The organism is Candidatus Hepatobacter penaei, assembly GCF_000742475.1.
In the GTDB taxonomy this organism is placed as follows: domain Bacteria; phylum Pseudomonadota; class Alphaproteobacteria; order Holosporales; family Hepatobacteraceae; genus Hepatobacter; species Hepatobacter penaei.
Window position 1 is genome coordinate 135,021 of record NZ_JQAJ01000002.1, and the last position, 24,878, is coordinate 159,898.

Genomic DNA, 24,878 nt, shown 5'->3' on the forward strand with positions numbered 1-24,878 from the left:
CTTTGACTTGCCAGCACGTCTTCAAGGCTTACCCCCCCCCTACACACGGACACAGAAGAAAAAATACAAAATAAACCAGCCAACCAAAACATCGTAAAAAATAATAAAAAATAACAAAATTTATATCTGTAAAATATAAAAAGAAGGAAAAGTCAAGCACATCTTGTCTATTTCATTGTCTAAAAAGACATTATTCCTGAAAGCATCACCTTGTGTTGTGTGAGGGAACGTGTCTTTTGTGTGATGGTGAAATAATCAGGATACAGCGCATCAGGACGTGTGGATGTGAGAGAGGCGTAGACAGCAAAGTCATAGGCAAGACGTGCGCCCCACCGCCCCCACATTTTCTCTATCCCCAACGACGCAGCCAACCCAGGGAAGAGGCGGGTGTCAGAGACCTTAGCAATAATTCTGTCTGATTTTGTTTCCTGGCAAAAGCGCCCGAGCACAGCGCCTATTTTGGTAAACGGTGTACACCACGACAACACATAACCTGCCAGAAAACCAACCCCTACCAGCCCTTTTTGCGAAAGGGTTGATGTATAGACCGCACCGGGCAACACTTCTTTTTGCGCCTTGTGTGATGCCGTGCTCCAACCAAAGGTGCACTCCCCTCCCAGCAAAACGTCGTCTATGTACTGTCGATATCCCACAAGGCCTTCAATGACAAAACCATCGCCTGTAAAGGATTGCCCTTCCATGGCCACAAGCGGCACCAACCCTCTTTGCTTAGACGACACATCACGCGTTCCTGATAGGCGCATTCCCCCTAGACCAAGCCCCCCATAAAAGCCAGATGCACCCACAGATGTTGGATTCTTGACATGTAAGGCCCCGGGCTTTTTTTCTTTGATGTCAGTCAGCACCAGAGGTTCAAGATGTGTGGCTGGAAAGGGCTTGTTCCTGTCTTGAGGGTTTTCCTCTGCCAGACCTATGTGCACACCACATAACCATAGGGCCACCGAAAATGTTTTGTATCTCAGATTTTGCATATCATCCCTCTACGCTCACCCAGGAGGAAAGGCTTTGGTTATCTTGGTCTGACTGTTGGCTGATTGAATCTTGACTGGACCTAGACGGTTGACGAAAAGCACGACACCTCTCAGCTAAGGCAGTAAGAACAGTCCCTGACGCGCCTACATTCACACCTTCAAGCCTTCTGCGCAAATCTTCAAAGGGTGTCAAGGCTTTTGCCAATGCACGTTTTCTATCGTCGAAATCTGCACCATTATTGTGTCGCTCAAGGTGTGCCAGCTCTTGCTCAAGAAAGCTTTTGATACGCTGGCCATAGCGCGCCTTAAGATCGTTTTGCAGGACGCTATAATTGTTTTGTGCTTGCCCGAGATCTGGTTCTTGACTGAGGATTTTACTCAAGGTCAAATAATCGTCCACAATGCGATGAAGGGGGCGTGATGTGTGTGTTTCTTTCAACAGCCCTATTTTCTCACAAAGAAAACTTCCTCTTTCTACCGAGGTGCCTTGACTGGGGAAACGATCCAGCGCCAACGCTTGAGGACGATCTTGGGAAGCTGTTGCACCTTGACGACGCCTGATAGCCTCCAGCGTAGCATCCCTTGCACTGAGAACCCTTTCTGGGTTATGACCTGCCTCAACGTGTGTGAGAGTTCCATTAGTCAGGGCATGACGAAGCTCTTGACCAAAATTTTGTGCTGACGAGGCCGATCGAGCCACGGTGCCACTGGTGCCGGCATGTACCAAACCTTGTGCTCTTTGTGGCGTCGCAGCTGGTGGTGGCGGAGGAGGTGGTGGAGGTGGCGGAGGAGGCACAGGAATCGATACAACTTCAGATGGGGTTGGCGGGGGCGGAGGTGGATTGTGAGGCCGTTGCAACACAGGGGATCTTGTCTCCCCACCCTGACCTTGTGGCATATTGTTATTTTCTTGCAGCTGCCTGTGAGGCCTTGTCACTATGGATTCCTGATCAGGGACTGGTATGCCTCCGTCGTTTGATAGCAAAGAACTTGCCGTACCAATGCTGTCTACCGAACCTCTTCTGACGTTGGATACACCTGACATGACAGGTGTCGCAGAGATCACATGATTGGGTCCTGGTCTTTGTGCCACAGGCTCTTGACCCACGCGCGCTTGACCATCGGTAACATCGGCGACGATAATAGGACCGGGTGATAAGGCTCTGCCCCTGCTTTGCTGTTGAGGTGTGTGAGAGGAAGGTGTGGCCCTTTCTTCCTGATGTGTTTGTCCTCCGGAAGAAATCAACCTTCTGAAAGCCCTTCCCAAACGTGCCAAAGGAGAACGACGAGGCCGCGAGGAAGAGGAAGCCTGAGAAGTGGTCTGCGAAGCCTCTTGGGTCGTTTGCGTCTGATCTGTCCCCCCCGTGGAGGCATCTTGCACACTGCCAGACACACCTGGTGCTTGTGACGTCACGCCCCCAGATGCAGATGCTTGCCCCTGTGTCACAGCCGGCCTTGAGGAAGAAGAAAGGGCATGCACACCCTCCTCATCACGGTTTCTGTATCGAAGAAGCCTTGGTGGCCTCGTTGGTGCACCCTGATCCACGACATCACGAGAGGCCTCTTGCGACGCCACAGCCTGAGAAGGCGACGGCCTGTCGGGCACAAAAACGTCCTCATCACGCCTATAGCCTTCTCGGTGCCTCTGCTGTGCGCCAACAACATCATAAACCCCCTCACCGCCTTCTGATGAATCAACACTTGGGAAGGACAAAAGGCGCATATCAGGATGGGCTTCCTCATCTTCGTCTTCATCAGCCGTGTGCACCCATCTTTCAGGATGCAACGTCTCTTCTTCTAGAGAGAAAAGTTCACTCACACTTGAATGGCGCGACAGAGAAGGAGAAGGTGGTGGCGTCAGTTCCCTTGTGGGAAAAAAGTCTTCAAGCTCTTGCCTCGACCATTGTCCAGCCTCTTCCACCGTGTTTCTGGTGTCAGGATCCTTCATGAGTTCCCTCACATAAGACCAACTTTCAGGGTCAGCCTCTAAACACCTACTACCTTGCATTCTTAGTTGATAGGTCAAATCGTCTGACAGGTCGCGCGCCCATAACGAAACCACAAGACAACAAGAAGATAGGCATAAATATGCCAAACGACGTTTTGTGTTCACAACCATTCCATCCCGAATAAAATATCTTGTGAAACCATTCTCTTTTATTGATAAAAAATATCAATTTTTCAAAAATTAGATTTTGTTTTTCTGGATATTTTTTCTTGTTTATGTCCCATGCATCCATGATTTCCTTTTCTTACACGCAACCTGCAGGGATTTGTACGCTCTATGGACGAACGCGTGAAAACCAAGCGTCCCCCAAGGGATAAAAATATTTTTATGATGACACGGTGCCACGACGCCCTATATAAAAAAACAACGTTCACAAACATGATGATGGTTTTTCGTGTCTTTTCGCCTTCTCACAGGGATTAAACCCACGGGCACGCTTCATTTAGGCAACTATGTAGGCGCCATGAGGCCTTCGTTCTCGCTCATGCAAAACAATGAGGGGGAAGGCTTTCTTTTTATTGCTGATGGCCACGCGCTAACCTCTGTGCAAAAGGGTGACACCCTTCGTAAGCAAACCCTTGAGATTGCGGCGGCCTGGTTAGCCATGGGGCTGGATTTAGACCGTGTAGTTTTTTATCGACAGTCACAACTTCCCGCCGTTTTTGAGCTTTTCTGGATATTATCATGCCTCTGTCCCAAGGGGCTGATGAATCGCGCCCACGCCTATAAAGCCATGACACAATCTGTGACAAGCCAGAAGGCTCAAGAGATTGACCAACATGTGGGTATGGGCCTTTATAACTACCCCATTTTGATGGCGGCAGATATTTTGCTTTTTCGCGCAGACCGCGTACCTGTAGGTTCTGATCAAAAGCAACATGTGGAAATCGCCCGTGATTTGGCACAAAAAATGAACCAAACCTATGGTGACATATTGCGGGTTCCGTCCCCCTTCATTCAAGAGGACAGGCCGCCCCTGGCAGGGCTTGATGGCCGCAAAATGAGCAAAAGCTATGACAACATTATTCCCCTTTTCAGTGCGCCTGACGTTTTGCGCAAAGGGGTGTTTAAAATGAAAACCGATTCACGCAGGCCTGAAGAACCCAAGGATCCAGAAACGTGCTCGCTTTTTGCGCTGTTCCAGTCTTTTGCCTCTGCACCGGCTATCCAAGACATGAAAAAACGCTATGCCAACGGTATTGGGTGGGCCGATATGAAAGAGGCCACGTTTCAGGTCATCAACGAAACCCTCTCCCCCCTACGTGAGGCTTTTGACCATTGGATAGCCAACCCCCAAGCCATTGAACAAACACTGGCCCAAGGGGAAGCACGCGCCCAAGATGAGGCCAACGCTGTGATGAAAGATGTGCGTCACGCTGTGGGTTTTTTTAACTCAAACTCTTAAGACATAGCTGACGCTGGCGCATATAAAAAGACAGCCACAACATGCCGAGAAGGGCTCCTTTATAGCCACAGATAGTCTTCTATCCATTCATGTACAAAAAACCTTGGCACCCCTCAGAGAAAAACCCCTGCACACGTTGGCACAAGGGCTTTTCTTAGCAAATGTGTGAGCGCTGCTTAGGCCGGCACCACGCGTGAGCGTTGGCTGCCCAAAATGACGCGCACATTTTGATTGACGTAAAGTTTGGGCTCTTTGCCTTGGGCCACAGACACGGTCCGTCCATCTTTGAGGCGAATGCTATACTCAAACCCTTCTTGACGCTTGAGCTCTTTTTCAACCAAATGACCGGCCACACCGCCGGCAACGGCGCCTAACGCCCCTGCTGCCAAGGAACCATTGCCGCGACCCATAGTGCTGCCCGCAGCCACGCCGCCGACCACAGCGCCTGCTGCTGCACCAGCGCCAGGATTACCTTGGTTTTCGGGCCTATCATTAGAAATGGTAATGGGCCGCATCGAAAGAATCACCCCCTCATAGGTTTGACTCAAACGACCTGAATCTGACACCGAATAATCTTCTCCCCCAATCCGTGGCGTACAACCCGCAGCACATAAAGAAAGAGCAACACAGCACAACGCAGCAACCTTATACATAAAATATCCTTTATTACAACGATTAACCAATACAGATAAAATATACTTCAACGAATGTCAATTTATATCAAAATAAATCTTCTTAATCAATGGTTTATATTATGAAGACTTGCGACGATCCAGCTCTTTTTTGAGTAAAGCGTTTAAAAGTGCAGGGTTGGCGCGGCCTTTGGTTTTTTTCATCATCTGACCAATAAAATAACCAAACAGCTTTTCTTGACCCGCGATATAGGCCGCCACTTTGTCAGACTCTTCCGCAAGGCACGCCTGAATCACGGCCATAAGGGAAGCTTCATCTGACATTTGCGCCAGGTTTTTTTCTTCAATAATGACGCGGGGGTCTTTGTTGTCTTGCCAGGCTTCCTCAAACACACTTTTCGCCATCTTCCCCGACAAGGTGCCGTCAGCAATATATTCTAAGAGTGACACCAGACGTTGTGGCGTCATGGCATGCTGCGCAAGCGACACATCATCTCGTCGCACTGCGCCCAAAACCTCTGTTATTAACCAGTTGGCCAACAGTTTGGGCGTGGCTTTTTGCAAAAAGGCCACACTTTTCTCAAAAAAAGCAAGCACCTCAAGGTCATGAATCAACACATCCGCATCATAAAAAGGCAGTCCCAAATCACGCTGAAAACGGGCCAGCTTATCATCGGGCAATTCGGGCAACGCCTCGCGAATCTCTGACAGCCAAGCCTCTTCAAGCACCAAGGGTGGAAGATCGGGGTCTGGCGCATAGCGATATTGCTGAGCATCTTCTTTTGAACGCATGCGCAAGGTTTCTTTTTGATCAGGATCATAGAGCCGCGTTTCTTGTTCAATCACTTCCCCAGCCTCAAGCCCCTCAATTTGCCGCTCAGCTTCACAGATAATGGCCTGTTGCATAAAGCGTATGGAATTAAGGTTTTTAATCTCAACGCGCACCCCTAGCGGCTCGCCTGGCTGCGCCACTGAGACGTTCACATCCATGCGCAGGTTGCCCTCTTCCATGTTGCCGTCTGAGGTTCCTAAATAAACCAACAGGTTGCGCAGCTTACGCACATAGGCAGCCGCCTCTTCAGGTGAATGCAAGTCAGGCTCAGAAACAATTTCCATCAGCCCTGTGCCCGAGCGATTCAGATCAATACATGAGTGATGCGGATCAAGATCATGAAGGCTTTTACCCGCATCTTGCTCAATATGAAGGCGATTGATCCGGATGATCTTGTGCTCCCCTTGTTTATCAGCAATCTGCAGGGATCCTGCCTCCATAATGGGCACAAAAAATTGAGAGATTTGATACCCCTGAGGCAGGTCGGGATAAAAATAGTGTTTGCGATCAAACAGCGAGGTCATGTTGATGTGCCCCTTAAGGCCCAAACAGGTTTTGACCGCCTGCTCGACACAAAACATGTTCAGCACGGGCAGCATCCCTGGAAACCCTGCATCCACAAAAGAAACCTGGGCATTGGGCGCATGACCAAAACCTGCAGGCGCTGAGGAAAAGAGTTTCGATTGTGAAGCAATTTGCGCATGAACCTCCAGCCCGATGGTCACATAATAATCACCTTTGTGGCCTGACAGTGTAAAACGGGATGTGGTCATACACGCTCCTTCCAGCCAAAACGGGGGAATGCCACCTGTTTTTCCAAAACCCCAGCCAGCTTCAGCAGCGTTTCTTCTTCAAAAGGGCGCCCTGTAAGCTGAAGACTCATAGGCAATCCATCGCGGCTGAGCATGGCAGGCACAGAAATAGCCGGCAGCCCCGCCATGTTTTGCGGCACCGTAAAGACATCATTTAAATACATGGTGGTTGGATCATCCAATTTTTGGCCAATGGGAAACGCCCCTGTGGGCGTTGTGGGCGTTAACACCGCATCCACCTCATCAAAGGCTTTTTGAAAATCTTCAAAAATAAGGCGCCGCACCTTTTGCGCTCTCTGAAAATAGTCTTCATAGGAGTCTTGAGACATGGCGTAAGTGCCAATGAGGATGCGCCGTTTCACCTCAACGCCAAAGCCCACGTCCCGGGTTTTGGTATAAAGATCGTGCAGATCCTTTTCCTCAGCCCGCAGGCCATAACGAATGCCATCAAAACGGGCCAAATTCGATGACGCTTCCGCGCTACATATGATGGTGTAGGTCTGCAGGGCATAGCGAGCATGAGGAAGTCGAATGGGTTTGATCTCTGCGCCAGCCTCCTCAAACCATGCGCGCCCCTTTTCCCAAAGCACTTGGGCATCTTCATCCATCGTGGGCGCACAATATTCTTCGGGAATGCCCAAACGCAGCCCCCGAATCGATTGCCCCAACACATCACGATAGGCAGGCACAGGCACATCACACGATGTTGCATCTTGGGCGTCATGACCGGCTAAAAAAGCCATCAAAAACGCAGCATCTTCTACCGTTTGGGTCATAGGACCTACTTGATCCAGCGATGATGCTAGGGGCGCCACACCCCATCGTGAGCACCGCCCATAGGTGGGTTTAAGCCCCACAAGGCCGCAAAAAGAAGCCGGCTGACGAATGGATCCCGCCGTATCCGTCCCCAAAGCCGCCAAGGCCAGTTGACCCGCCACGGCCGCTGCCGATCCACCGGAAGACCCCCCAGGCACAAGGGGCACATCAGGCGCCGATAAACTGCGCCAAGGATTTTCGCACGCCCCAAAATAGCTGGTGGTTGTGGTAGAGCCCATGGCAAACTCATCTAAATTGGTTTTCCCCAAAGGATAGGCCCCTTGGTCCCACAGTTTCTGGGTCACCGTCGCCTCATAGGGCGGCACAAAAGGCGCTAAGATACGTGACGCTGCTGTCATGGGCAGGTCTCGCACGCAAATATTATCTTTCACCGCGATGGGGAGCCCTTCTAACGGGCGCGCTTCTTTGCGGGCCAGACGTGCATCGCTCTCACGGGCCGCAGACAACGCACGATCGGGATCAACAGAAATAAAGGCATTCAGATGACTGTTGTCGATGCGAGATAAAATATCCTGCGCCAACTCTGTGGCCGAAACAGTTCCCTCAAGCAACGCATCGCGTGCTTCGCATAACGTTAATGATTCCAAAAACGGCTCTCCTCTTCAAACGTGCACATCACCATTCTTCACAAGCTATTTCTTGCAAAAAAAGAGGGGCTGTGGCAAGACAAATCATTTCTTGTGTGAAAAAAGGGCCATATCTTAAGAAGGTACAAGCCTGACCTACACTCTCTGGTTTTTTTGTGTTACGGTATGTCATGATGCTTTCCTTTTTGACAAAAAAGTGTATGTTAGGGATCTATGGATATTCGCGTTGACAATACACCCAACCCTGAGACACTGAAGTTTCTGGCAGGCAGGCCCATTGCTCCTGACGAGCCCTTGGCTTTTTCCACCCCCGAAGAGGCGACCCGTGTGCCCCTTGTGCAGGCCCTTTTTGACGTGCCTGGGGTGGTGTCTGTGTTTTTAGGGGCCGATTTTATCAGCATCACTAAGGATGTCAAACAAGCTTGGTCTGGCTTGCGTCCCCAGATATTGACAGTATTGAAAGACTTTTTTGCAAAAGGTCTTGAGGTTTTGGCCAAAGCGCCTCCCACCAACCCAGAATCCTCTTCCCCTGCGCCAGACAGCCTTGAAAAGGACATCCAAGATCTTCTCAATGAACGCATTCGTCCCTTTGTGGCCCAAGATGGTGGGGATATTGTGTTCAAAAAATTTGAAGATGGCGTTGTCTACCTTGAAATGCGTGGCGCCTGTTCGGGATGCCCCAGCGCTGAGGCCACCCTTAAGCAAGGTGTGGAAAACCTGCTGCGCCATTATATTCCTGAAGTCGTGCGCGTCGAACCTGTTTAATTTTTTTCTTGTTCTAAGAGTCGTTGTTTTATGAAGAAAAAATCTCTCTCTCTGCCCACCATTATTTCTGCAAAGCTTTTTTTTCTGATGCTCTCGCTTATGGCTTTTTTTAAGCCAGGCCAGGATGTGGCCAAAATGGGGGGCTCTAAACCTCTCAAATCAGGCAAGAAAAAGGCAGGACGCAAAGGTAAGGGCCAAAACCACGATGCTGCCACACACGCAGCGTCATCCACAGCGTCATGGTCTGAAACGCCCCTTTCAACTGTCGACGCTGCCTCTGACCTTTTGGTGGAAACCTCCCTTGGCAGCAAGGCCAAAAGAAAAAAAGGCAAGGCATCCGTAAAAACAAGAACCAACGCAAAAACCAAAACATCAGCCAAACGGGAACGCACCGCACCTCCCAAGACACATCTGGCCTCTTTTTCTATCTATAAACCTGTCAAAAAAGCGCGTCTTAGCTCACACTTTGGCTATCGTCACCACCCCGTGTTGAAACAAAGAAAGCTGCATAAAGGCATGGATTTTGCCGCGCCCATCGGCACACCGGTGCATGCAGCTGCAGATGGCAAGATTGTGAAGGTCACGTATAATGGCGGTTATGGCCGCTATATCCGCATCCGTCACGCTAATGGCACCATGGAAACGGCCTATGCTCACCTCAGCCGTTATAAAAAAGGGATCCATATTGGCCAGAAGGTCCGCAAAGATGAGGTCATCGGCTATGTGGGCACCACAGGACGCTCCACTGGCCCACACCTGCACTTTGAGCTGATCAAAGACGGCAAGCACATCAATCCTAAAAACTTTCTGACCTAGTGCCCTCACACCTTCATGGCTGTGCTCTTACCGTTGAGGAGACATCATGGCAAGAAGCGATTGCTCAAACTGTTTGGAAATCAGGGTGAATTGCAAAAAGGCACTCAATTCGCTGCTGGTGTCATAAAAATATTGGGCCGAGGCCAGCGGATCTACATTAACTAAGTTATCCACCTGTGTGGCCCGGACATCTTGATCCACATGGGCTTCTTCGTTGATCCTATCAAACGTGTTTTGCAACGTAGAGGTATCCAGTATCGCTTGTTTCACAACATGCAACGTTCCATCAAAAGCACCCTGCAAATTGTGAATGCCTTCAGCGGCATTTTCAGGTGTAAGGCTTAATATGGATTCAAACACCGAAAACACAAACCGTACATCTTTAGCTTGTAAAGGAAGGGTGAGGGGTTGCGTGCTTTCCCCATCATAAAAAAGCGTCAGCGGTTGCTGGCGCTCACAAAAAGGGCCATCCACAACATAGGCGTCTACCGAACCAAGCGATAACTCCGCGCCTTCTTCCCGGCACAAATCCTCAATCAGCAAAGGATTGATGGGCCGCAAATCCGTTTGCGCACCCCCAAAAAGATAGCCGCTGCCTTCAAAATAGGTGTTCAAAAGAGTGACCGTGTTGTTCACACAGCTGCGCATCGCCTGCTGAAAGGCGGGAAAATCTTCTTCCGTGTTCCATGTGGTGGCGGCTTCTGTAAGATTTTGCGCCGATACAATCAACGTGTCTTGCAGGCTCAACAACCCCGCCTGAAAACGGCTGATAAAAGGTTTTTGCTCATCACAAAAGCTCGCCATACGATCAGCCGCGTTCTTGGCCACCACAGCGCCCAGCAGCGGCCATGTGCGCCCACCCATATCATGAAAATGCTCACATTGTTGACCGGTAACGTTTTGGGTGGCGGCTTGATTCACGTGATCTTGTAACCTGTCATACATAAAGGCATTAATGCCATGCCCAAAGGCCATGTTCGTGCTTTCGGTCATATCTATCTCCCTCATGCCATGGATGCAATGATTTGCTGCTTAAGATCGCGCGTCATACGCATCAGTGCCAACACGTTTTGCATATAGTCTGTCATGTTCACAACCTCAAGGTGATTGTTCTTCACATCCACGCCCTCTTCTTCTTGGCGCAGAGACTCCAGCTTTGACATAGTAGACTCTGTCAGCGACAACGAGCTTTTCGCATGACCCGTTTTTTGCGCCAGCGTTGTGGTAAAAAGGCGGCCCCAATCCGTGGGCGTCAGCTTTTTGTTCTGCCAATCGCCCGCAGCCTCAAACGTCCACACGGCATGTTTTTCTTGTGCCAGCTGGCTTAAGGTTATACCGTCCGCTTTTTGAACACCTGGGATCCCAATGCCTAGTGGAAACGCTTGGCTGAGCTTCGTGTGTGCAAACAGACGTGGGTTTTCTTGGATAGAAGGGTTCATACGCAGATCCAGCGCAAACCCTGGCGACACGTCAGACGTGTTGGGTTGATGACTTTCTTGAGACCAAAATAAATCATTCAGGCCCATCACTGTCATCAGGGTTTCTGTAGAGGCATCCAGCCCCACCAACGCCACACCCTGGGCTTTATGGGTGGCATCAGAAACACCCACCTTTATGTGGCCATCTTGCCACGACGCCCAAAAGCCCTCTTCATCGTTGATAAATGTCACCACATCATTCAAGGTGTGTGTGGGCTCAAGGGGAATGTCTTTCAAAGACACCACCATTCCTTCCGCATCAAGAGTGGCAATGCGGAGCTGCCCATTTTCTGTCACGGCCGGCTGAGCGGAATCAAGCACACGGCTGCTGATCATCTGGGCAGGTGCTGCATAAGCGCTGCCTTGTGTATGGATAGCATTCATGGTATCTGCCAAGGTGGCGGCGCCCCGGTCAAGCACAGCCTGCATGTCGGGCAAAATCTGATCACGCAGTTTCAACAGGGCCCCGATCTCTCCCGACGTTGTGTGCGCGGTGATATCAATCGCCAGTTTATCAAACTGCACCACCAATGTGCTGAGATCCCCCTTGTCACATGTGTTATCAGGGCTCATGGTGCCGGCCTCTTCAAACGACAAGGTGCTGGGCCGCATTTTTGTCACCAACGGCACCCCGCCTGGTCCCCACAAATAGCAAGGACCCAGCACATGGTCCACCGGAAAGCGATCGTGGGTTTGTGACACCGAAAAATAAGAAGACAACTGCTTTAAAAGCCCACTTTGCTTATCTTGCGCTGAGAAAAGCTCGGTGGTGCCTTCCTCGCTGCGCGCAATGATTTGATTGACGTCGTGATAATGAGACAACAGCTTTTGAACCTCCTCCACATCCCGCGCCACTTGGTGATCCGCCTCAGACCGCAGGTCTTGTATTTTTTGTGAGAAGGAAGAAAAAGCCTCTGCTAAGGCGCTGGCTTTCTCCACCACAGTGTTCAGGTAAGCATCTTGCTCCATGGTGAGGTTGGTGGCCTCAAGAGCCTGAAAAAAATCAGCAATACTGCCCGAAAGAAGATCGGCTTCTGCGCCCACAGATCCAGACATGCTCTCTAACACGCCATAAAAAGAAGCCAGCTGACGCCATGACTCCAGTGTTGTTTTGGTTTCACTCAGCCCCTTCAGGATGACAGGATTCGCACACCGATGAATGTCTGAGATCTGCACACTGCTTTCATAGGTGCCCACACTTTGCGTCATCATGTGCGTTTCAAGACGTGAAAAGTGAGGATCTTGGCGATTCACCTCATTTTGCGTCAGAATATTCAAGCGTTTTTGGCCTGCTTGAAAAGCACTTTCTAGGGTAAAGCCCACACCTGATGGCATAACAACGCCCTTCTTTTTCAGAAAACCTGGCTTGCCATAAGGCAAAAAAAATGCCAAATCTGAGATGTGCGTTTTATATATATTCATAGGTGCCAGCGCACAATGATGAGAGACACCCTTGTAGGATGGAAATGGTGACACCCCCCATGTCAAATTATGATTGGAAAACCCTTTTAGCCAAACCAGTGCGCACCCATATTCTCCACTTTGTGGGCATTGGCGGCGTCGGCATGAGCGCCTTAGCCCATCTTTTGTCGCATTTAGGTCACTGCGTGCAGGGAAGCGACACGTCCGCCCATAACCCCTACCTTGAGCGCCTTCAACAAAAAGGCGTGCGCCTGTTCTCCTCCCACCACAACCTCAATGTAGAACACGCCACACACCTGATCATCTCCTCCGCCATTGGTGAGGATAACCCTGAGTTAATCCATGCCCGCAAAAAAAACATCCCCATCATCAAACGGGGCGACCTCCTCGGTGCCCTCACGCAAACCAAAAAAACCATCGGCATCACAGGCAGTCACGGAAAAACCACCACCACAGCCCTTATGGCCAAAATGATGGTCACGGCGGGGCTTGACCCTTTGGTGTTAAATGGCGGCACCATGGCTGATTATGACAGCAATGTGTATTTAGGGTCGGGTGATTGGCTTGTCACCGAGCTTGATGAGTCTGATGGCACCCACAGCCTCGCTCACACCTATGTTGGCGTCATCACCAACATTGATGAAGAACATATGGAGTTTTATCAAAACAAAGAAACACTCTTCCGCTCGTTTGATGCCTTTCTCCATCATATCGATCCCGCCGGCATGCCGATGGTTTGCCTAGATGACCCCCTCACAAAAGAATATCTTCCCAAAATGGATCGACCCGTTTTTACCTATGGGTGTGACCCCTTGGCGTCTGTTTATGTGCACAACATCCAGGCCACCGCTTCAGGCATGCAGTTTGATGTGCGCTTTCCTGATCGCTCTGGCTATACGGGACTCGAGCTCTCTCTCTATGGTCATCACAATGTGCTGAATGCAGCTCCTGCCTTGGGAGTGGCCTTTCACTTAGGGCTGCCTGAAGCTGTGGTCCGTAAGGCCTTGCAAGAGTTCAAAGGCGTCAAAAGGCGTTTTAATCAAACAGGCCTTACAGGGCGTGTGCGCTTTATTGATGATTATGCGCATCATCCGGTGGAAATCAACGCCACCCTGAAAACAGCCCGCGCCTTATGTAAAGGTCGCCTTTATGCCGTTTGCCAACCCCACCGCTATACCCGGCTGAGAGGTTTATTTGATGATTTTCAAACATGCTTTGCGGCAGCCGATGAAACGATCCTTATCCCCGTGCACAGTGCGGGCGAAGCCCCCATCCGGCGCATCTCATCAGAGAGTTTGGCCAAAGCCATGAAAGACCAAGGGCAATCTGTGCGCTTTATTGAAACCTTTGCTGAGGTTGCCTCCTATTTAAAAACAAAACTACATCGCGATGACATGGTGGTCTGCATGGGCGCTGGCACCATTACGCATCTAGCCCACCAGCTGCCACAGGCCGTGCACGACGCCCAAAGCACCCCCCATGATAACCCTGCCATGAACCTTTCCATGACATCGGCAGACTTATAATCCCACCTGTATGGCCTGCACCTGGATGCGCCATAGGCTGATTTCGGCCTGCTCTTATGATAGTCTGTGCACAAACCTTAGGCACACTGTTTTGTGAAGACGCGCCATGACACACACCCCTCTTACATTCAGACCGCATCACGTGCTATGCACCTTAGGGTTTGAAGGCAAGGGATACAGCCCCGCTTTTGTGGCCAACTATGCCAGCATAAAAACAGCCCTCACGCCCACCACCCCCATCCAGATCCGCGATGGGCTGGATCACATCTGCCAAGCCTGTCCCCATCAAAGAGGCAATACGTGCACGAAAGAGTCGTTGATCCAGGCCTTAGATGCGCGTCACAGGCACGCGCTTCAGCTTCAAAACATCTGCTATCCATGGCAAACCCTTGTGAACAAAGTGGCAGCGCATATTCAACCGCATCACTTAGATCAGCTGTGTCACGGCTGCACATGGCTGGCTTTGGGGGTCTGTAAGGTCGCTGTCCAACGCTTAAAGGATCAACGTTTACAGGATCAAAAAAATCACCCCAAGCATCAACAATTCGCCTGAGATAATAAAAACAGGCCTCAAGGGGATCACACAACGCACTAACACACCATGATTACAAACGTTTCACCCCCTCTACAAAACGCATAAAACGCCCCTCCTGCTACAAGGCATCCCCACCTGTGCATGAGCTTGGTACATTTCTGCTCTTCACGACGCCCCCTTACTTACGCTAGGTTATCACCATGGGGTGTATATCTTCAGGCGCGATCTTGATGGTATGCCCCTTGATGGAGGGATGGCCGAGTGGTTGAAGGCGGCGGTCTCGAAAACCGTTATGCGGGCTTTCCCCGTATCGAGGGTTCGAATCCCTCTCCCTCCGCCATACTCGTGCCCCGCAAAAACCACTGCGCGTTTTGGACAAGGCGTGATATACTGGGCGCTAATCTTTTGTCTTACCACCCTTTTATGGCCACTGCCCAGAACACCGCCTCTCTCACCCGCAAGCCAACAGCGCCATCCACTACGCGACCCCTCAAGATCATGGTTGTCATTGGCTCGCTGGATGTGGGGGGGGCAGAAATGGACATTGTGCGCAACTTCCCAGTCCTTCAGGAAAGCCCTGATTTTGAAATTGTATTAGCGCTTTACACCCACAAAGGCACCCTTTATCCACGCGCAGCAAAGGCAGGAATCAAGATTCTTTCTTTGCACAGCACCATCCATCCCCATCACGGGGTGTGGGCAAAGTGGAAAGAACACGTCCGCAGGTTCGCCTTTATCCGCCGCGCTCTTGCGGAAGAAAAACCTGACATTGTGCACCCCTTTCTCCCGGGGGCCTATTTTTACGCCTGCATGGCCAATCTTCTAACAAGAGGGGCGCGCAGTTTGGTGATGTCGCGTTTGAGTCTTAATTTTTATGCACAAAAGCGTCCCCTGCTGGCCTTTGTGGAGCAAAGGCTTTGCCATCGCTTCGGCCCGTGCAGGGTGGTGGGCAATGCCAAAGCGGTGCTGGATGATCTGCAAAAAGAAGGGTTGCCCCCACACAAACTGACACTGATCTATAACGGCATTGAAACAGATGTGTTTACCGCCCACAAAACCCTTGCTTTTTACACGCAGGCGCCTTGTTTTTCCCTGACAGCGGTGGGCAATTTGCACCCTTATAAAGGATACCGTGACCTCTTGGCGGCAGTGGCAACACTGAAAAAGCAGGCCCCGCACCTGAACTGGCACCTCAACATTGCGGGCAAAGGGACCCCTGCAATGGTGGCAACACTCACACAAGACATCGCCACCTATGGGCTAGAAAAACACGTCACTCTTTTAGGCCATGTGGCGGATAATGTGAACCTTCTCAAAAACACTCACCTTTTTATCCACCCTTCCCATACAGAGGGCTTGCCCAATGCCATTATTGAAGCCATGAGCGCTGAGTTGCCCGTGATTGCCACACAGGTGGGGGGCATTCCTGAACTTGTGGAAGATCACGTCACAGGGCGACTGGTGCCCCCCCAAGATCCTCATGCCCTGGCACGGGCCATACAAGAAGCCCTTAAAGCGCCTGAAACCCTTCATGCGTGGGGACAAAAAGCCAAAATCAAAGCTGATACCACCTTTCACGTTCATCACAGCGTGGCAGCCTATAAAAGGCTTTACAAGAATATGGCGCGCGGCTCTTGCCAACGAGCGGCTTCTGTATCAGGGTAAAAGGGCTGTGACCATGCAAACTCATACCTTCAAGGAAACAACGTGACCACACTCTTGACTGGCGGTGCAGGCTATATCGGATCCCACTGTGCGTGGGCATTTGAGGATCACAAAAGGCCCTTCGTGGTGGTGGACGACCTTTCACGTGGACACCGACATCTGATGCCTCAAAAGGCGCCCTTTTATCAGGGCAAAGCGGAGGATACGGCGCTTTTCGGTCAGATGGTGGAAAAACATGGCATCGACACCGTCATTCACCTGGCAGGCTCCACCGTTGTGGCAGAATCATGCCAAGATCCTGGTGCTTATTTTTACAACAACACAAGCGTAAGCCTTGCTGTCATGCAAGCGTGCCTTCGTTATGGGGTGAACAACATCATCTTCTCTTCCTCAGCCTCTGTGTATGGCCACAACCCGAAACATCTTGTGTGCGAGGATGAACCCGTCAACCCTCAAAGCCCCTACGCTGACTCCAAATGGATGACCGAATGCATGCTCAATGCCTTTCACAAGGCCCACGGGATGAACATCGTGAGCCTGCGCTATTTTAATGTGGCCGGCGCCGACCCTCACGGCCGCACAGGCCAACACGTGCCAAACGCCACCCATTTGGTGCAATCCGCCCTCGATGTGGCCTTAGGATACAAAAAAGCTTTACATATCTTTGGCACGGACTACAACACACCCGATGGCACGGGGATGAGAGACTATATTCACGTTAGTGATCTGGCTGAGGCCCATGTGTGCGCTCTTGATTTTCTGCACAAACAGGCGACCCCTAGCTATCAGGTGTTCAATTGTGGGTACGGCACGGGATATTCCGTGCGTGACGTGATCAGGGCGGTAGAAGCGGTTACAGGCACAAAACTTCCTGTGCATGAAGCTCCCAGGCGATCTGGTGACCCTGAAGCTCTGATGGCAGATGCCACCCGGTTTCGCCAACAAACCACCTGGCGCCCCCGTTTTGATAACCTAGAAACCGTGATTCGCACCGCTCTTGCCTGGGAAAAGGCCAAAGGAGAACACAACCATGAACATGTCTCTTGAGGCGCCCCAAAAAATTGTTTTTCTCGGCACCCATGCCAAGGCCACCCTCCTTTTTCGAAAAGAGCTCATCACCTGGTTCATACAGCAAGGGCACGAGGTTTTTGTGTTCGCCGATGACTACACACCCACCACCAAAGGGCAGGTCAGCAAATTGGGCGCCACGCCTGTGGACAGCCCGCTCAATCGCGCCAATCTCAACCCCATCGAAGATCTGGGGGCCATGTGGCAATTGAAGGCCGAGCTCCAAAAACTGTCGCCTGATGTTGTGTTTGCCTATTTCGCCAAGCCCATCATTTTTGGCACCCTGGCCGCTGCATGGGCGCGCGTGAAAAGGCGCGTTGCGCTTTTTGAGGGCCTTGGGTATGCCTTCACGCGCCGACCCACCCCATCACCCAAAGCGTGGCTCTTAAGGTGGATTCAAAAAAGGCTTTATGCGTTTACCATACCTTGGCTGACAGGCGCCGTGTTTCTGAACCCTGACGACAAAAACGACCTGGGCTTCTTGCCGGCCAAAAAACGGCACCCACCTACCATGCTTCTCAAAGGCATTGGTGTGCCTGACACGTTTTTCCAAACAACCCCACCACCTTCGAGGCCGCTTACCTTTCTTTTTGTGGGGCGCTTATTAAGGGATAAAGGCATTGAAGAATTTGTAAAAGCCGCTCATCTGGTGCATAGGCGCTATCCAGACGTGCGCTTTCACATTATCGGTGCGCGTGATGAGCAAAACCCCAGCCACCTGTCTCAAACACGTTATGACAGGCTGCGCAGCACCCAAGCCAACATCACCTGGACGCCCCACACCAAAACGATTTTAGCGCCTCTGCGGCAAAGCCATGTGGTGGTCTTGCCATCTTATCGCGAAGGGTTCCCGCGCGTCATCCAAGAAGCCATGGCAGCCAGCCGCCCCGTGATTGCTACCCGAGTACCCGGATGTAAAGAGGCTGTGCAAGAAGGAAAAAATGGTTTTTTGGTGGCTCCGTTCTCTCCTGAAGCTCTTGCACAAAAAATGATTTACTGCCTGCGTCACCCCGCACAGCTGGCTTTGATGGGACGGCATGCCCATAAAACAGCCCTTGCAACCTATCGCCAAGGCCCCATTCATGAGGCCCTCGGCGCCTTCATTCTTGGGGAAAAGCTTGAAGCCATGACACCACGAACACAGCAAGCCGTCTAAGCCGCCCATCAGAAAACACCACACGTAAGCGCGCAAGGCTCACCTAAAGCCAGAAACACATATCGTGCCGAAGGGCCGTTGCGGACTTTGCGATCCTCCTGGGGCCTGCACTCAGCAGGTGGGCACCGTGTGAAAAAATCCTCAAACTTTTTCAGGAACAGCTCCCGCGAAGGAATCATTGGCCTCAGAGATCAAAGCCGTCGTACCCCCCAGCCCTTTCCTTCTACGACCTCTTCCCAGATAGAGCAAGGTTTTTCTTGTGAAAACGTGATTCTTAGCCCCCAAAACATGTATTTTGTGCGTGACAAATCATATCCTAACGTTGCTCATCTTATTGAGGCGCCCATAAAGCAACCCCTTACACACTCTGCATACACGCAAAGCACCCATCACCCTTTTCTTCTGACCTTTTTTGACCCTTCCCTTCTCACCCGTTTGTCTGTAAGCATTCTTTCCTTGACGGCGCTCTTGCTTTTTTCTTCAATAGAAAGATCCCTTCCATGACGAACCCTTTTTTTTGACTTTTCTCTTATGACATTGATTCGCATCCGCGGTGCGCGAGAACACAACCTGAAAAACATCTCCCTTGACCTTCCCCGTGACCAGTTGATTGTCATTACCGGGCCCAGCGGGTCAGGCAAATCTTCTCTGGCCTTTGACACCTTGTATGCGGAGGGGCAAAGACGCTATGTGGAAAGTTTGTCTTCCTATGCCCGCCAATTTCTTGATGTCATGAAAAAGCCTGATGTAGACAACATTGATGGCCTCTCTCCTGCCATTGCCATTGAGCAAAAAACCACATCCAAAAATCCCCGGTCCACGGTGGCCACGGTCACAGAAATTTATGACTATCTCCGCCTTTTGTATGCGCGTGTAGGCATACCCGTCTCGCCCGCCACCGGCAAACCCATCCAGGCGCAAACTGTTTCTGAAATGGTGGATCAAACCCTGGCTTTGCCGTTTGGGCGCCTCTATATTTTTGCCCCGCTCATCCGGGGGCGCAAAGGGGAATTCCGCAAAGAATTTGTAGATTTGCAAAAACAAGGCTTCACCCGCGTGTGGATCGACGGCACACTCTATGAGTTAGATAATCTGCCTTTATTAGATAAAAAGAAAACGCACACCATACACGTGCTGGTGGATCGCCTCAAGCATGCCCAAGATAGCGCCATCAAAACCAGACTGGCTGAAGCCTTTGAAATGGCCCTTAGGATATCCCCTGATGAACTGGTGTGGGTACAGCACCTTGACGCGCCTAAAGAGATGCTTTTTTCGGCACGTTTTGCCTGCCCTGAAAGTGGCTTTACCATTGAAAAACTTGAGCCGCGTTTGTTTTCTTTTAACAGTCCCTCAGGGGCCTGCCCCACGTGTGATGGCCTGGGGGTTTGCATGGAATTTGACCTGGACAAAATCATCCCTGACCCTACCCTCAGCCTCGAAGATGGCGCCATTGCTCCGTGGGCGGGGGGTTTTTTCTTTTATTATCTCCAAATTCTGCGGGCCCTGGCCAAGCACTATGATTTTTCGTTGCGCACAGCTTTTCAAGATTTGCCCCAGCAAGTGAAGGACGTTTTGCTTTATGGGTCGGGCAAAACAGCCATCCCCATGGATATTCGGGACGAAAAACGCACCTATCGCTCTCACAAGCCCTTTGAGGGCATCATCCCTATGATGACGCGACGACAGAAAGAAAAGGAAGACGGGGATGATGTGGGACGGTGGCACAAGTCGCAGGCATGCCCGGCCTGTCAAGGACAGCGTCTCAAGCCAGAAGCCTTGTGTGTGCAGATTCATGGCCAATCTATTGTCGCCATCACGCAACGCTCTATTCTTGATGCCCATGCGTGGTTTAACGGGCTTCTCCCCCATTTAACGCCCAAGCAACAGCACATTGCCGAACGCATTGTAAAAGAAATTTCTGACCGCCTTCAGTTTCTGGTGCATGTGGGCGTGGGCTATCTTCACCTCTCTCGCGTGGCAGGAAGCCTTTCTGGCGGAGAAGCACAACGGATTCGCCTAGCCTCACAAATTGGGGCGGGGCTTATGGGCGTGTTGTATGTGTTGGATGAACCCTCCATTGGTCTTCATCAACGCGATAATGCGCGCCTGATTGAAACCCTTCAGCATCTTAAAAATCTAGGCAACACCATTGTGGTGGTGGAGCATGATGAAGACACCATGCGCGCGTGTGATTATTTGGTGGATATGGGGCCAGCGGCAGGCAGCCACGGCGGTGACATCGTGGCCCAAGGCCCCTTAGCAAAAATTCTGGCTCACCCTTCAAGCTTGACAGGTGCTTATCTTTCGGGCAAAAAAGCCATTGCCGTGCCCACCCAAAGGCGCGCGCCAGATCGTGGCAAAATGCTGTCCCTTCAAGGGGCCACCATCAACAACCTTAACCATGTCTCTGTGGATATCCCGCTTGGGCTTTTTGTGTGTGCCACGGGGGTCTCAGGTAGTGGGAAGTCATCCCTTGTGATTGAAACACTCTATCCAGCCTTGGCCCGCGCTCTCAATCGCGCTCAACTGGAGCCTGGCCCCTACACAGCCCTTGAAGGTCTTCAGCATCTAGATAAAGTGATTGATATTGACCAATCTCCCATCGGTCGCACACCGCGCTCAAACCCCGCCACATACACAGGCCTGTTTAGCCCCATAAGGGATTGGTTTGCCAGCTTGCCTGCAGCCAAAGCGCGTGGATTCACGCCGGGACGATTTTCGTTCAATGTGCGTGGAGGCCGATGCGAAGCCTGCAGCGGCGATGGGGTCACCCGCGTGGAAATGCATTTTTTGCCAGACATTTATGTGACGTGCGATGTGTGTGAGGGCAAACGCTATAACCGAGAAACCCTTGCCATCACCTTCAAAGGAAAATCTATCGCAGACGTCTTAGCCATGACTGTCGACGACGCATTTTCTTTTTTTGAAAACATGCCGTCCATACGTCACAAGCTGCGCATGCTGCAAGACGTGGGATTAGGATATATCCACGTAGGGCAAAGGGCCACCACCCTTTCAGGAGGCGAAGCGCAACGCGTTAAGCTTGCAAAAGAGTTGGCCAAAAAATCAACGGGCAAAACCTTTTATATCCTTGATGAACCTACAACAGGGCTTCATATGGATGACATCAAAAAATTGCTCGACGTGCTCCACACCCTTGTGAATCAAGGCAACACTGTGCTTGTCATTGAACACAACATCGACGTTATCAAAACAGCTGACTGGGTGATAGACATCGGCCCTGAAGGGGGCACAGGGGGCGGCCAGCTGGTGGCATGCGGCACACCTGAAGACATTGCAAACGTTCCCCAAAGTCACACGGGCCACTTTTTAACATTTCTTTTGTCTGACAAATCAATGAGTTAGGAAGCGCTCTCGACACCCACAAAGGCTTTGTTAAGGCTGATTTTTCATACTGTTAAAAAATGATAAAAAAAGTGCCGCCCTTGTTCTATGTTATCCCTTTGTTAACTGTTGGCTTGTCCGTACCTCCTATAAGCCCACATGCCCCGGTTCACAACCCAAACACCAAAATCCCAAACCCTCATAGCCTGAACAAAGGCATGGCCCAGACTGTCCAAGACCAAAAAGATCCAAAAAACCACGTTCATGAGAAGACGCAAGAGCCTCGACAAGGAGCTCACGACCTGAGTGAGGCAGAGCGCAAAAAAAAAAGACATGAAGAAAAAGGAGAAGGGATGTAAAACGTTGGCAGCCACAGCCGTGGCCTTGGGAACCGTGGGCACCATGGTCGGCATCGCAGCAGATAGCAAGGAATTGGCTGAATAACCGCACCACCATCAAGATGCTTTTAACATGACTGTGGTTAACCTTACGCTATTGACACACCTTTATAAAAGAAAAGTAGAAACGTTATGTCCGGATATCAAGGTTTTTGTTGCTGGCTCTTGATATGCAGCTTACCTGTGCTGACCATCCAAGAGTGTCAAGGAAAGGAATCCCTCCCTCCGGCTATACCTTTCACAGACCAACAACCTCACACCACACAAGAAAAAACTGCCCCCAACAAAGACAAAGCTCACAAACAAGCACCGGATCAAAAGACAGAAACGGGAGAAAAGGGTAAGGAAAAAGAGGAAAAAAAGAAAAAAGAAAAGAAAGGAAAAATAAACCGCGCCGTCCAAGTCACCACAGTGACGGCCATGACGCTGAGCGCCGCGGCAAGCGCTAAAAAAATAGCAGAGGATGAATAGGCCTTATACAGGATGGCCGGAAGGCAGACCCTCACCTCCGTCTTACGCAGAGAAATTGAGAGGCACCCACGCTTAAGACCCTTTAGGCAGAAGAGGCTTAGGTTATCTCCCAAACACGCTACGTGGACCCAACAAAGCCACACAAAACGTCATCCCCACCCAAAGAAAGACCAACTCAACAACCTAAGGCCCCCCGCTTTCAAAGGAAGAGAAGCTGCTTCATCCCATCATGATTTCTGGTCAATCTTCCAGCCCCTGTGAAGACGCCTTACAGCCATCTTCACAATCAGACATTAGACCTTTAAAGAATTCATCGTCTCAAAAAAATCGGCGTTGTTCTTGGTGGCGCGCAACTTATCCACCATAAATTCCATGGCTTCTGTGGAATTCATTTGAGCCAACAGGCGTCGCAGCACCCACATTTTTGCCAGGGTCGGCTTCCCCACAAGAAGTTCTTCCTTACGCGTGCCTGATTTTGCAATATCAATCGCTGGAAACAGACGTTTATCTGAGAGCTTTCTATCAAGCACAATTTCAGCATTACCCGTGCCTTTAAATTCTTCAAAAATGACTTCGTCCATCTTTGACCCCGTTTCCACAAGGGTGGTGCCAATAATGGTGAGAGATCCTCCATTTTCAATATTGCGTGCGGCACCAAAAAACCGCTTAGGCCGCTGCAGGGCATTGGCGTCTACACCCCCTGTGAGCACCTTACCCGAAGAAGGGACCACCGTGTTATACGCGCGAGCCAACCGCGTGATGGAATCAAGAAGAATAATCACATCACGGCCACTCTCCACCAACCTTTTGGCCTTTTCAATGGTCATTTCAGCCACCTGCACGTGACGGGTCGCCGGCTCATCAAAGGTGGAACCAATCACTTCGCCTTTCACAGATCGCGCCATATCGGTCACCTCTTCAGGCCGCTCACCCACCATCAATACAATCAAATAAGCATCTGGATGATTGGCGGTCAGCGCATGGGCAATGTTCTGCATCATCACGGTCTTACCCGTACGTGGTGGCGCCACAATCAAGGCCCGTTGACCAAAACCCAGCGGCACCACAAGGTCAATAGAACGCAGTGTGTAATCTTTGGATTTGGGATCCTCAATCTCAAGATTAATTTTTCTCTCTGGATACAAGGGCGTTAAATTATCAAAGTGAAGCCGATGATGAATCTCTTCAGGGGGCAAGCCATTGACCGTGTTAATTTTGGTCAAGGAAAAGTAACGCTCCCCATCTTGAGGCGCATCAATCTCCCCCTCAATCACATCCCCTGTTCTGAGGGCAAAGCGCTTGACCTGTTGAGGCGACACATAGATATCATCAGACCCTGGGAAAAAATTGGCATCTGCCGAACGTAAAAAACCAAATCCATCCTGCAAAACGGACAACACGCCGCCGGCATGAATGTTCGTCCCTTGCGATGCATAGGCCTTCAGCACCGCAAACATCATGTCCTGCTTGCGCAGTGTTGATGCATTTTCAATAGACAGATCCTCCGCAAGAGCCAAGATCTCTGCAGGTGATTTCTCCTTTAATTGCTGACGCACAATAGAAGCAGCCATGCCACACACTTTCTAATATTTGAAAAAAAACTCAATGGCCTCACATGAGGCTGAACCTAAGAATCCGCTTAATTTATGTCCTTAACATACACGTCAGTCTTTTTTTTGCACTTCTTCCTGAAGAGATGCCAAAAAAGTTTCATCCACGCCAACTTCTGCAAGCTCACCCTCATCAAGGTTTTTTGAGCTTTCAGGTAAAGGCGATGATGACCTTATGTCTGCAAGAAGAGCATCACGAATGTCACCAGTGTCCACAAGATCTTGGTCCAACTCTCTCAAGGCCACAATCGTATCCCGATCTTTTCCCCGTGGTGCCATCAAAATAGCACCACTCTCAATTTCTTTTACGCGACGCGACGCCAACAACACCAAAGAAAAACGATCCGCGAAATTAGAAATCTGATTCATAACCCTCTCGACTCAAGAAAAACCTTGACGCGCCTTAAAACGCGGGTTGGTCTTATTGATGACATACACACGACCACGACGACGAACCACGCGACAATCGCGATGTCGGCTTTTCAGTGACCGAATAGAACTTGCTAACCGCATAAAAA

The 24,878-nt window shown here is 50.6% G+C and carries 20 protein-coding genes, 1 tRNA gene and 1 other RNA gene; 11 read left to right on the top strand and 11 right to left on the bottom strand.

The features are described 5' to 3' along the window. Positions 1 to 179: 179 nt before the first annotated feature. Both IG82_RS0102715 and IG82_RS07240 read right to left on the bottom strand, forming a co-directional pair. On the bottom strand, positions 180 to 992 hold the full coding sequence (locus IG82_RS0102715; protein WP_031934097.1) for a hypothetical protein: 813 nt from the start codon (positions 990 to 992) through the stop codon (positions 180 to 182). Position 993: 1 nt separating this feature from the next. Continuing rightward, positions 994 to 3,105, bottom strand: coding sequence for a hypothetical protein (locus tag IG82_RS07240; RefSeq protein ID WP_216476132.1), 2,112 nt, complete (start codon positions 3,103 to 3,105; stop codon positions 994 to 996). Between the two features lie 289 nt (positions 3,106 to 3,394). Between IG82_RS07240 and trpS the strand changes: the two genes are divergently transcribed. Continuing rightward, entirely contained in the window at positions 3,395 to 4,405 is a 1,011-nt protein-coding gene (gene trpS, locus IG82_RS0102730) for a tryptophan--tRNA ligase (RefSeq protein WP_031934099.1), read from the top strand. 176 nt (positions 4,406 to 4,581) lie between these two features. Here trpS and IG82_RS0102735 read toward each other — a convergent pair whose 3' ends face one another. The 3 genes from IG82_RS0102735 to gatA form a co-directional block, all read right to left on the bottom strand. Then, complete coding sequence (locus IG82_RS0102735) at positions 4,582 to 5,058, bottom strand: outer membrane lipoprotein (protein WP_031934100.1); 477 nt, start codon at positions 5,056 to 5,058, stop codon at positions 4,582 to 4,584. A gap of 99 nt (positions 5,059 to 5,157) precedes the next feature. Beyond that, positions 5,158 to 6,642 (bottom strand): Asp-tRNA(Asn)/Glu-tRNA(Gln) amidotransferase subunit GatB, encoded by a 1,485-nt coding sequence (gene gatB, locus IG82_RS0102740; RefSeq protein ID WP_031934101.1) that lies wholly within the window; start codon positions 6,640 to 6,642, stop codon positions 5,158 to 5,160. Then, positions 6,639 to 8,105, bottom strand: coding sequence for an Asp-tRNA(Asn)/Glu-tRNA(Gln) amidotransferase subunit GatA (gatA, locus tag IG82_RS0102745; protein ID WP_031934102.1), 1,467 nt, complete (start codon positions 8,103 to 8,105; stop codon positions 6,639 to 6,641). Before gatA ends, gatB begins: the two co-directional genes overlap by 4 nt. Before the next feature lie 213 nt (positions 8,106 to 8,318). Here gatA and IG82_RS0102755 point away from each other — a divergent pair, with 213 nt between their 5' ends. Together IG82_RS0102755 and IG82_RS06915 are read left to right on the top strand one after the other, a co-directional pair. Then, complete coding sequence (locus tag IG82_RS0102755; protein ID WP_031934103.1) at positions 8,319 to 8,870, top strand: NifU family protein; 552 nt, start codon at positions 8,319 to 8,321, stop codon at positions 8,868 to 8,870. Positions 8,871 to 8,900: 30 nt separating this feature from the next. After that, complete coding sequence (locus IG82_RS06915; RefSeq protein ID WP_052545626.1) at positions 8,901 to 9,686, top strand: M23 family metallopeptidase; 786 nt, start codon at positions 8,901 to 8,903, stop codon at positions 9,684 to 9,686. A 27-nt stretch (positions 9,687 to 9,713) separates the two neighbouring features. On the opposite strand, the gene IG82_RS0102765 is transcribed toward IG82_RS06915, so the two are convergent. Continuing rightward, positions 9,714 to 10,679, bottom strand: a complete 966-nt coding sequence (locus IG82_RS0102765) for a flagellin family protein (protein ID WP_156095330.1) — start codon at positions 10,677 to 10,679, stop codon at positions 9,714 to 9,716. 11 nt (positions 10,680 to 10,690) lie between these two features. Next, on the bottom strand, positions 10,691 to 12,586 hold the full coding sequence (locus IG82_RS0102770) for a FlgK family flagellar hook-associated protein (protein ID WP_156095331.1): 1,896 nt from the start codon (positions 12,584 to 12,586) through the stop codon (positions 10,691 to 10,693). A 59-nt stretch (positions 12,587 to 12,645) separates the two neighbouring features. On the opposite strand from IG82_RS0102770, the gene murC reads away from it, so the two are divergent. The 6 genes from murC (at position 12,646) to IG82_RS0102800 (ending at position 18,536) form a co-directional block, all read left to right on the top strand. Continuing rightward, positions 12,646 to 14,112 (top strand): UDP-N-acetylmuramate--L-alanine ligase, encoded by a 1,467-nt coding sequence (gene murC / locus IG82_RS0102775; RefSeq protein WP_216476133.1) that lies wholly within the window; start codon positions 12,646 to 12,648, stop codon positions 14,110 to 14,112. A 106-nt stretch (positions 14,113 to 14,218) separates the two neighbouring features. After that, positions 14,219 to 14,665, top strand: coding sequence for a DUF1284 domain-containing protein (locus IG82_RS0102780; protein ID WP_031934108.1), 447 nt, complete (start codon positions 14,219 to 14,221; stop codon positions 14,663 to 14,665). A gap of 229 nt (positions 14,666 to 14,894) precedes the next feature. After that, a tRNA-Ser gene (locus tag IG82_RS0102785) sits at positions 14,895 to 14,987 on the top strand. A gap of 83 nt (positions 14,988 to 15,070) precedes the next feature. After that, positions 15,071 to 16,312, top strand: coding sequence for a glycosyltransferase (locus IG82_RS06920; protein WP_052545628.1), 1,242 nt, complete (start codon positions 15,071 to 15,073; stop codon positions 16,310 to 16,312). A 42-nt stretch (positions 16,313 to 16,354) separates the two neighbouring features. Continuing rightward, positions 16,355 to 17,359 carry a UDP-glucose 4-epimerase GalE gene (gene galE / locus IG82_RS0102795; RefSeq protein WP_031934110.1) on the top strand — a complete coding sequence of 335 codons (1,005 nt, stop codon included), beginning with the start codon at positions 16,355 to 16,357 and terminating at the stop codon, positions 17,357 to 17,359. Continuing rightward, on the top strand, positions 17,343 to 18,536 hold the full coding sequence (locus tag IG82_RS0102800; protein WP_052545629.1) for a glycosyltransferase family 4 protein: 1,194 nt from the start codon (positions 17,343 to 17,345) through the stop codon (positions 18,534 to 18,536). The genes galE and IG82_RS0102800 overlap by 17 nt, the downstream gene beginning before the upstream one ends. Positions 18,537 to 18,596: 60 nt before the next feature. Here IG82_RS0102800 and ssrS read toward each other — a convergent pair. Next, a non-coding RNA gene (gene ssrS, locus IG82_RS07065) (6S RNA) lies at positions 18,597 to 18,755 on the bottom strand. A gap of 312 nt (positions 18,756 to 19,067) precedes the next feature. Here ssrS and uvrA point away from each other — a divergent pair. Both uvrA and IG82_RS0102820 read left to right on the top strand, forming a co-directional pair. Continuing rightward, complete coding sequence (gene uvrA, locus IG82_RS0102810) at positions 19,068 to 21,902, top strand: excinuclease ABC subunit UvrA (RefSeq protein WP_031934113.1); 2,835 nt, start codon at positions 19,068 to 19,070, stop codon at positions 21,900 to 21,902. A gap of 509 nt (positions 21,903 to 22,411) precedes the next feature. Further along, complete coding sequence (locus tag IG82_RS0102820; protein ID WP_135958184.1) at positions 22,412 to 22,750, top strand: hypothetical protein; 339 nt, start codon at positions 22,412 to 22,414, stop codon at positions 22,748 to 22,750. Positions 22,751 to 23,043: 293 nt separating this feature from the next. Here IG82_RS0102820 and rho read toward each other — a convergent pair whose 3' ends face one another. From rho to ykgO, 3 genes are all read right to left on the bottom strand, one after another. Further along, complete coding sequence (rho, locus tag IG82_RS0102825; RefSeq protein ID WP_031934116.1) at positions 23,044 to 24,321, bottom strand: transcription termination factor Rho; 1,278 nt, start codon at positions 24,319 to 24,321, stop codon at positions 23,044 to 23,046. A gap of 93 nt (positions 24,322 to 24,414) precedes the next feature. Continuing rightward, positions 24,415 to 24,729 (bottom strand): DNA-directed RNA polymerase subunit omega, encoded by a 315-nt coding sequence (gene rpoZ, locus IG82_RS06925; protein ID WP_052545630.1) that lies wholly within the window; start codon positions 24,727 to 24,729, stop codon positions 24,415 to 24,417. A gap of 12 nt (positions 24,730 to 24,741) precedes the next feature. Beyond that, on the bottom strand, positions 24,742 to 24,873 hold the full coding sequence (ykgO, locus tag IG82_RS07070; protein WP_082192018.1) for a type B 50S ribosomal protein L36: 132 nt from the start codon (positions 24,871 to 24,873) through the stop codon (positions 24,742 to 24,744). Positions 24,874 to 24,878: the final 5 nt, after the last annotated feature.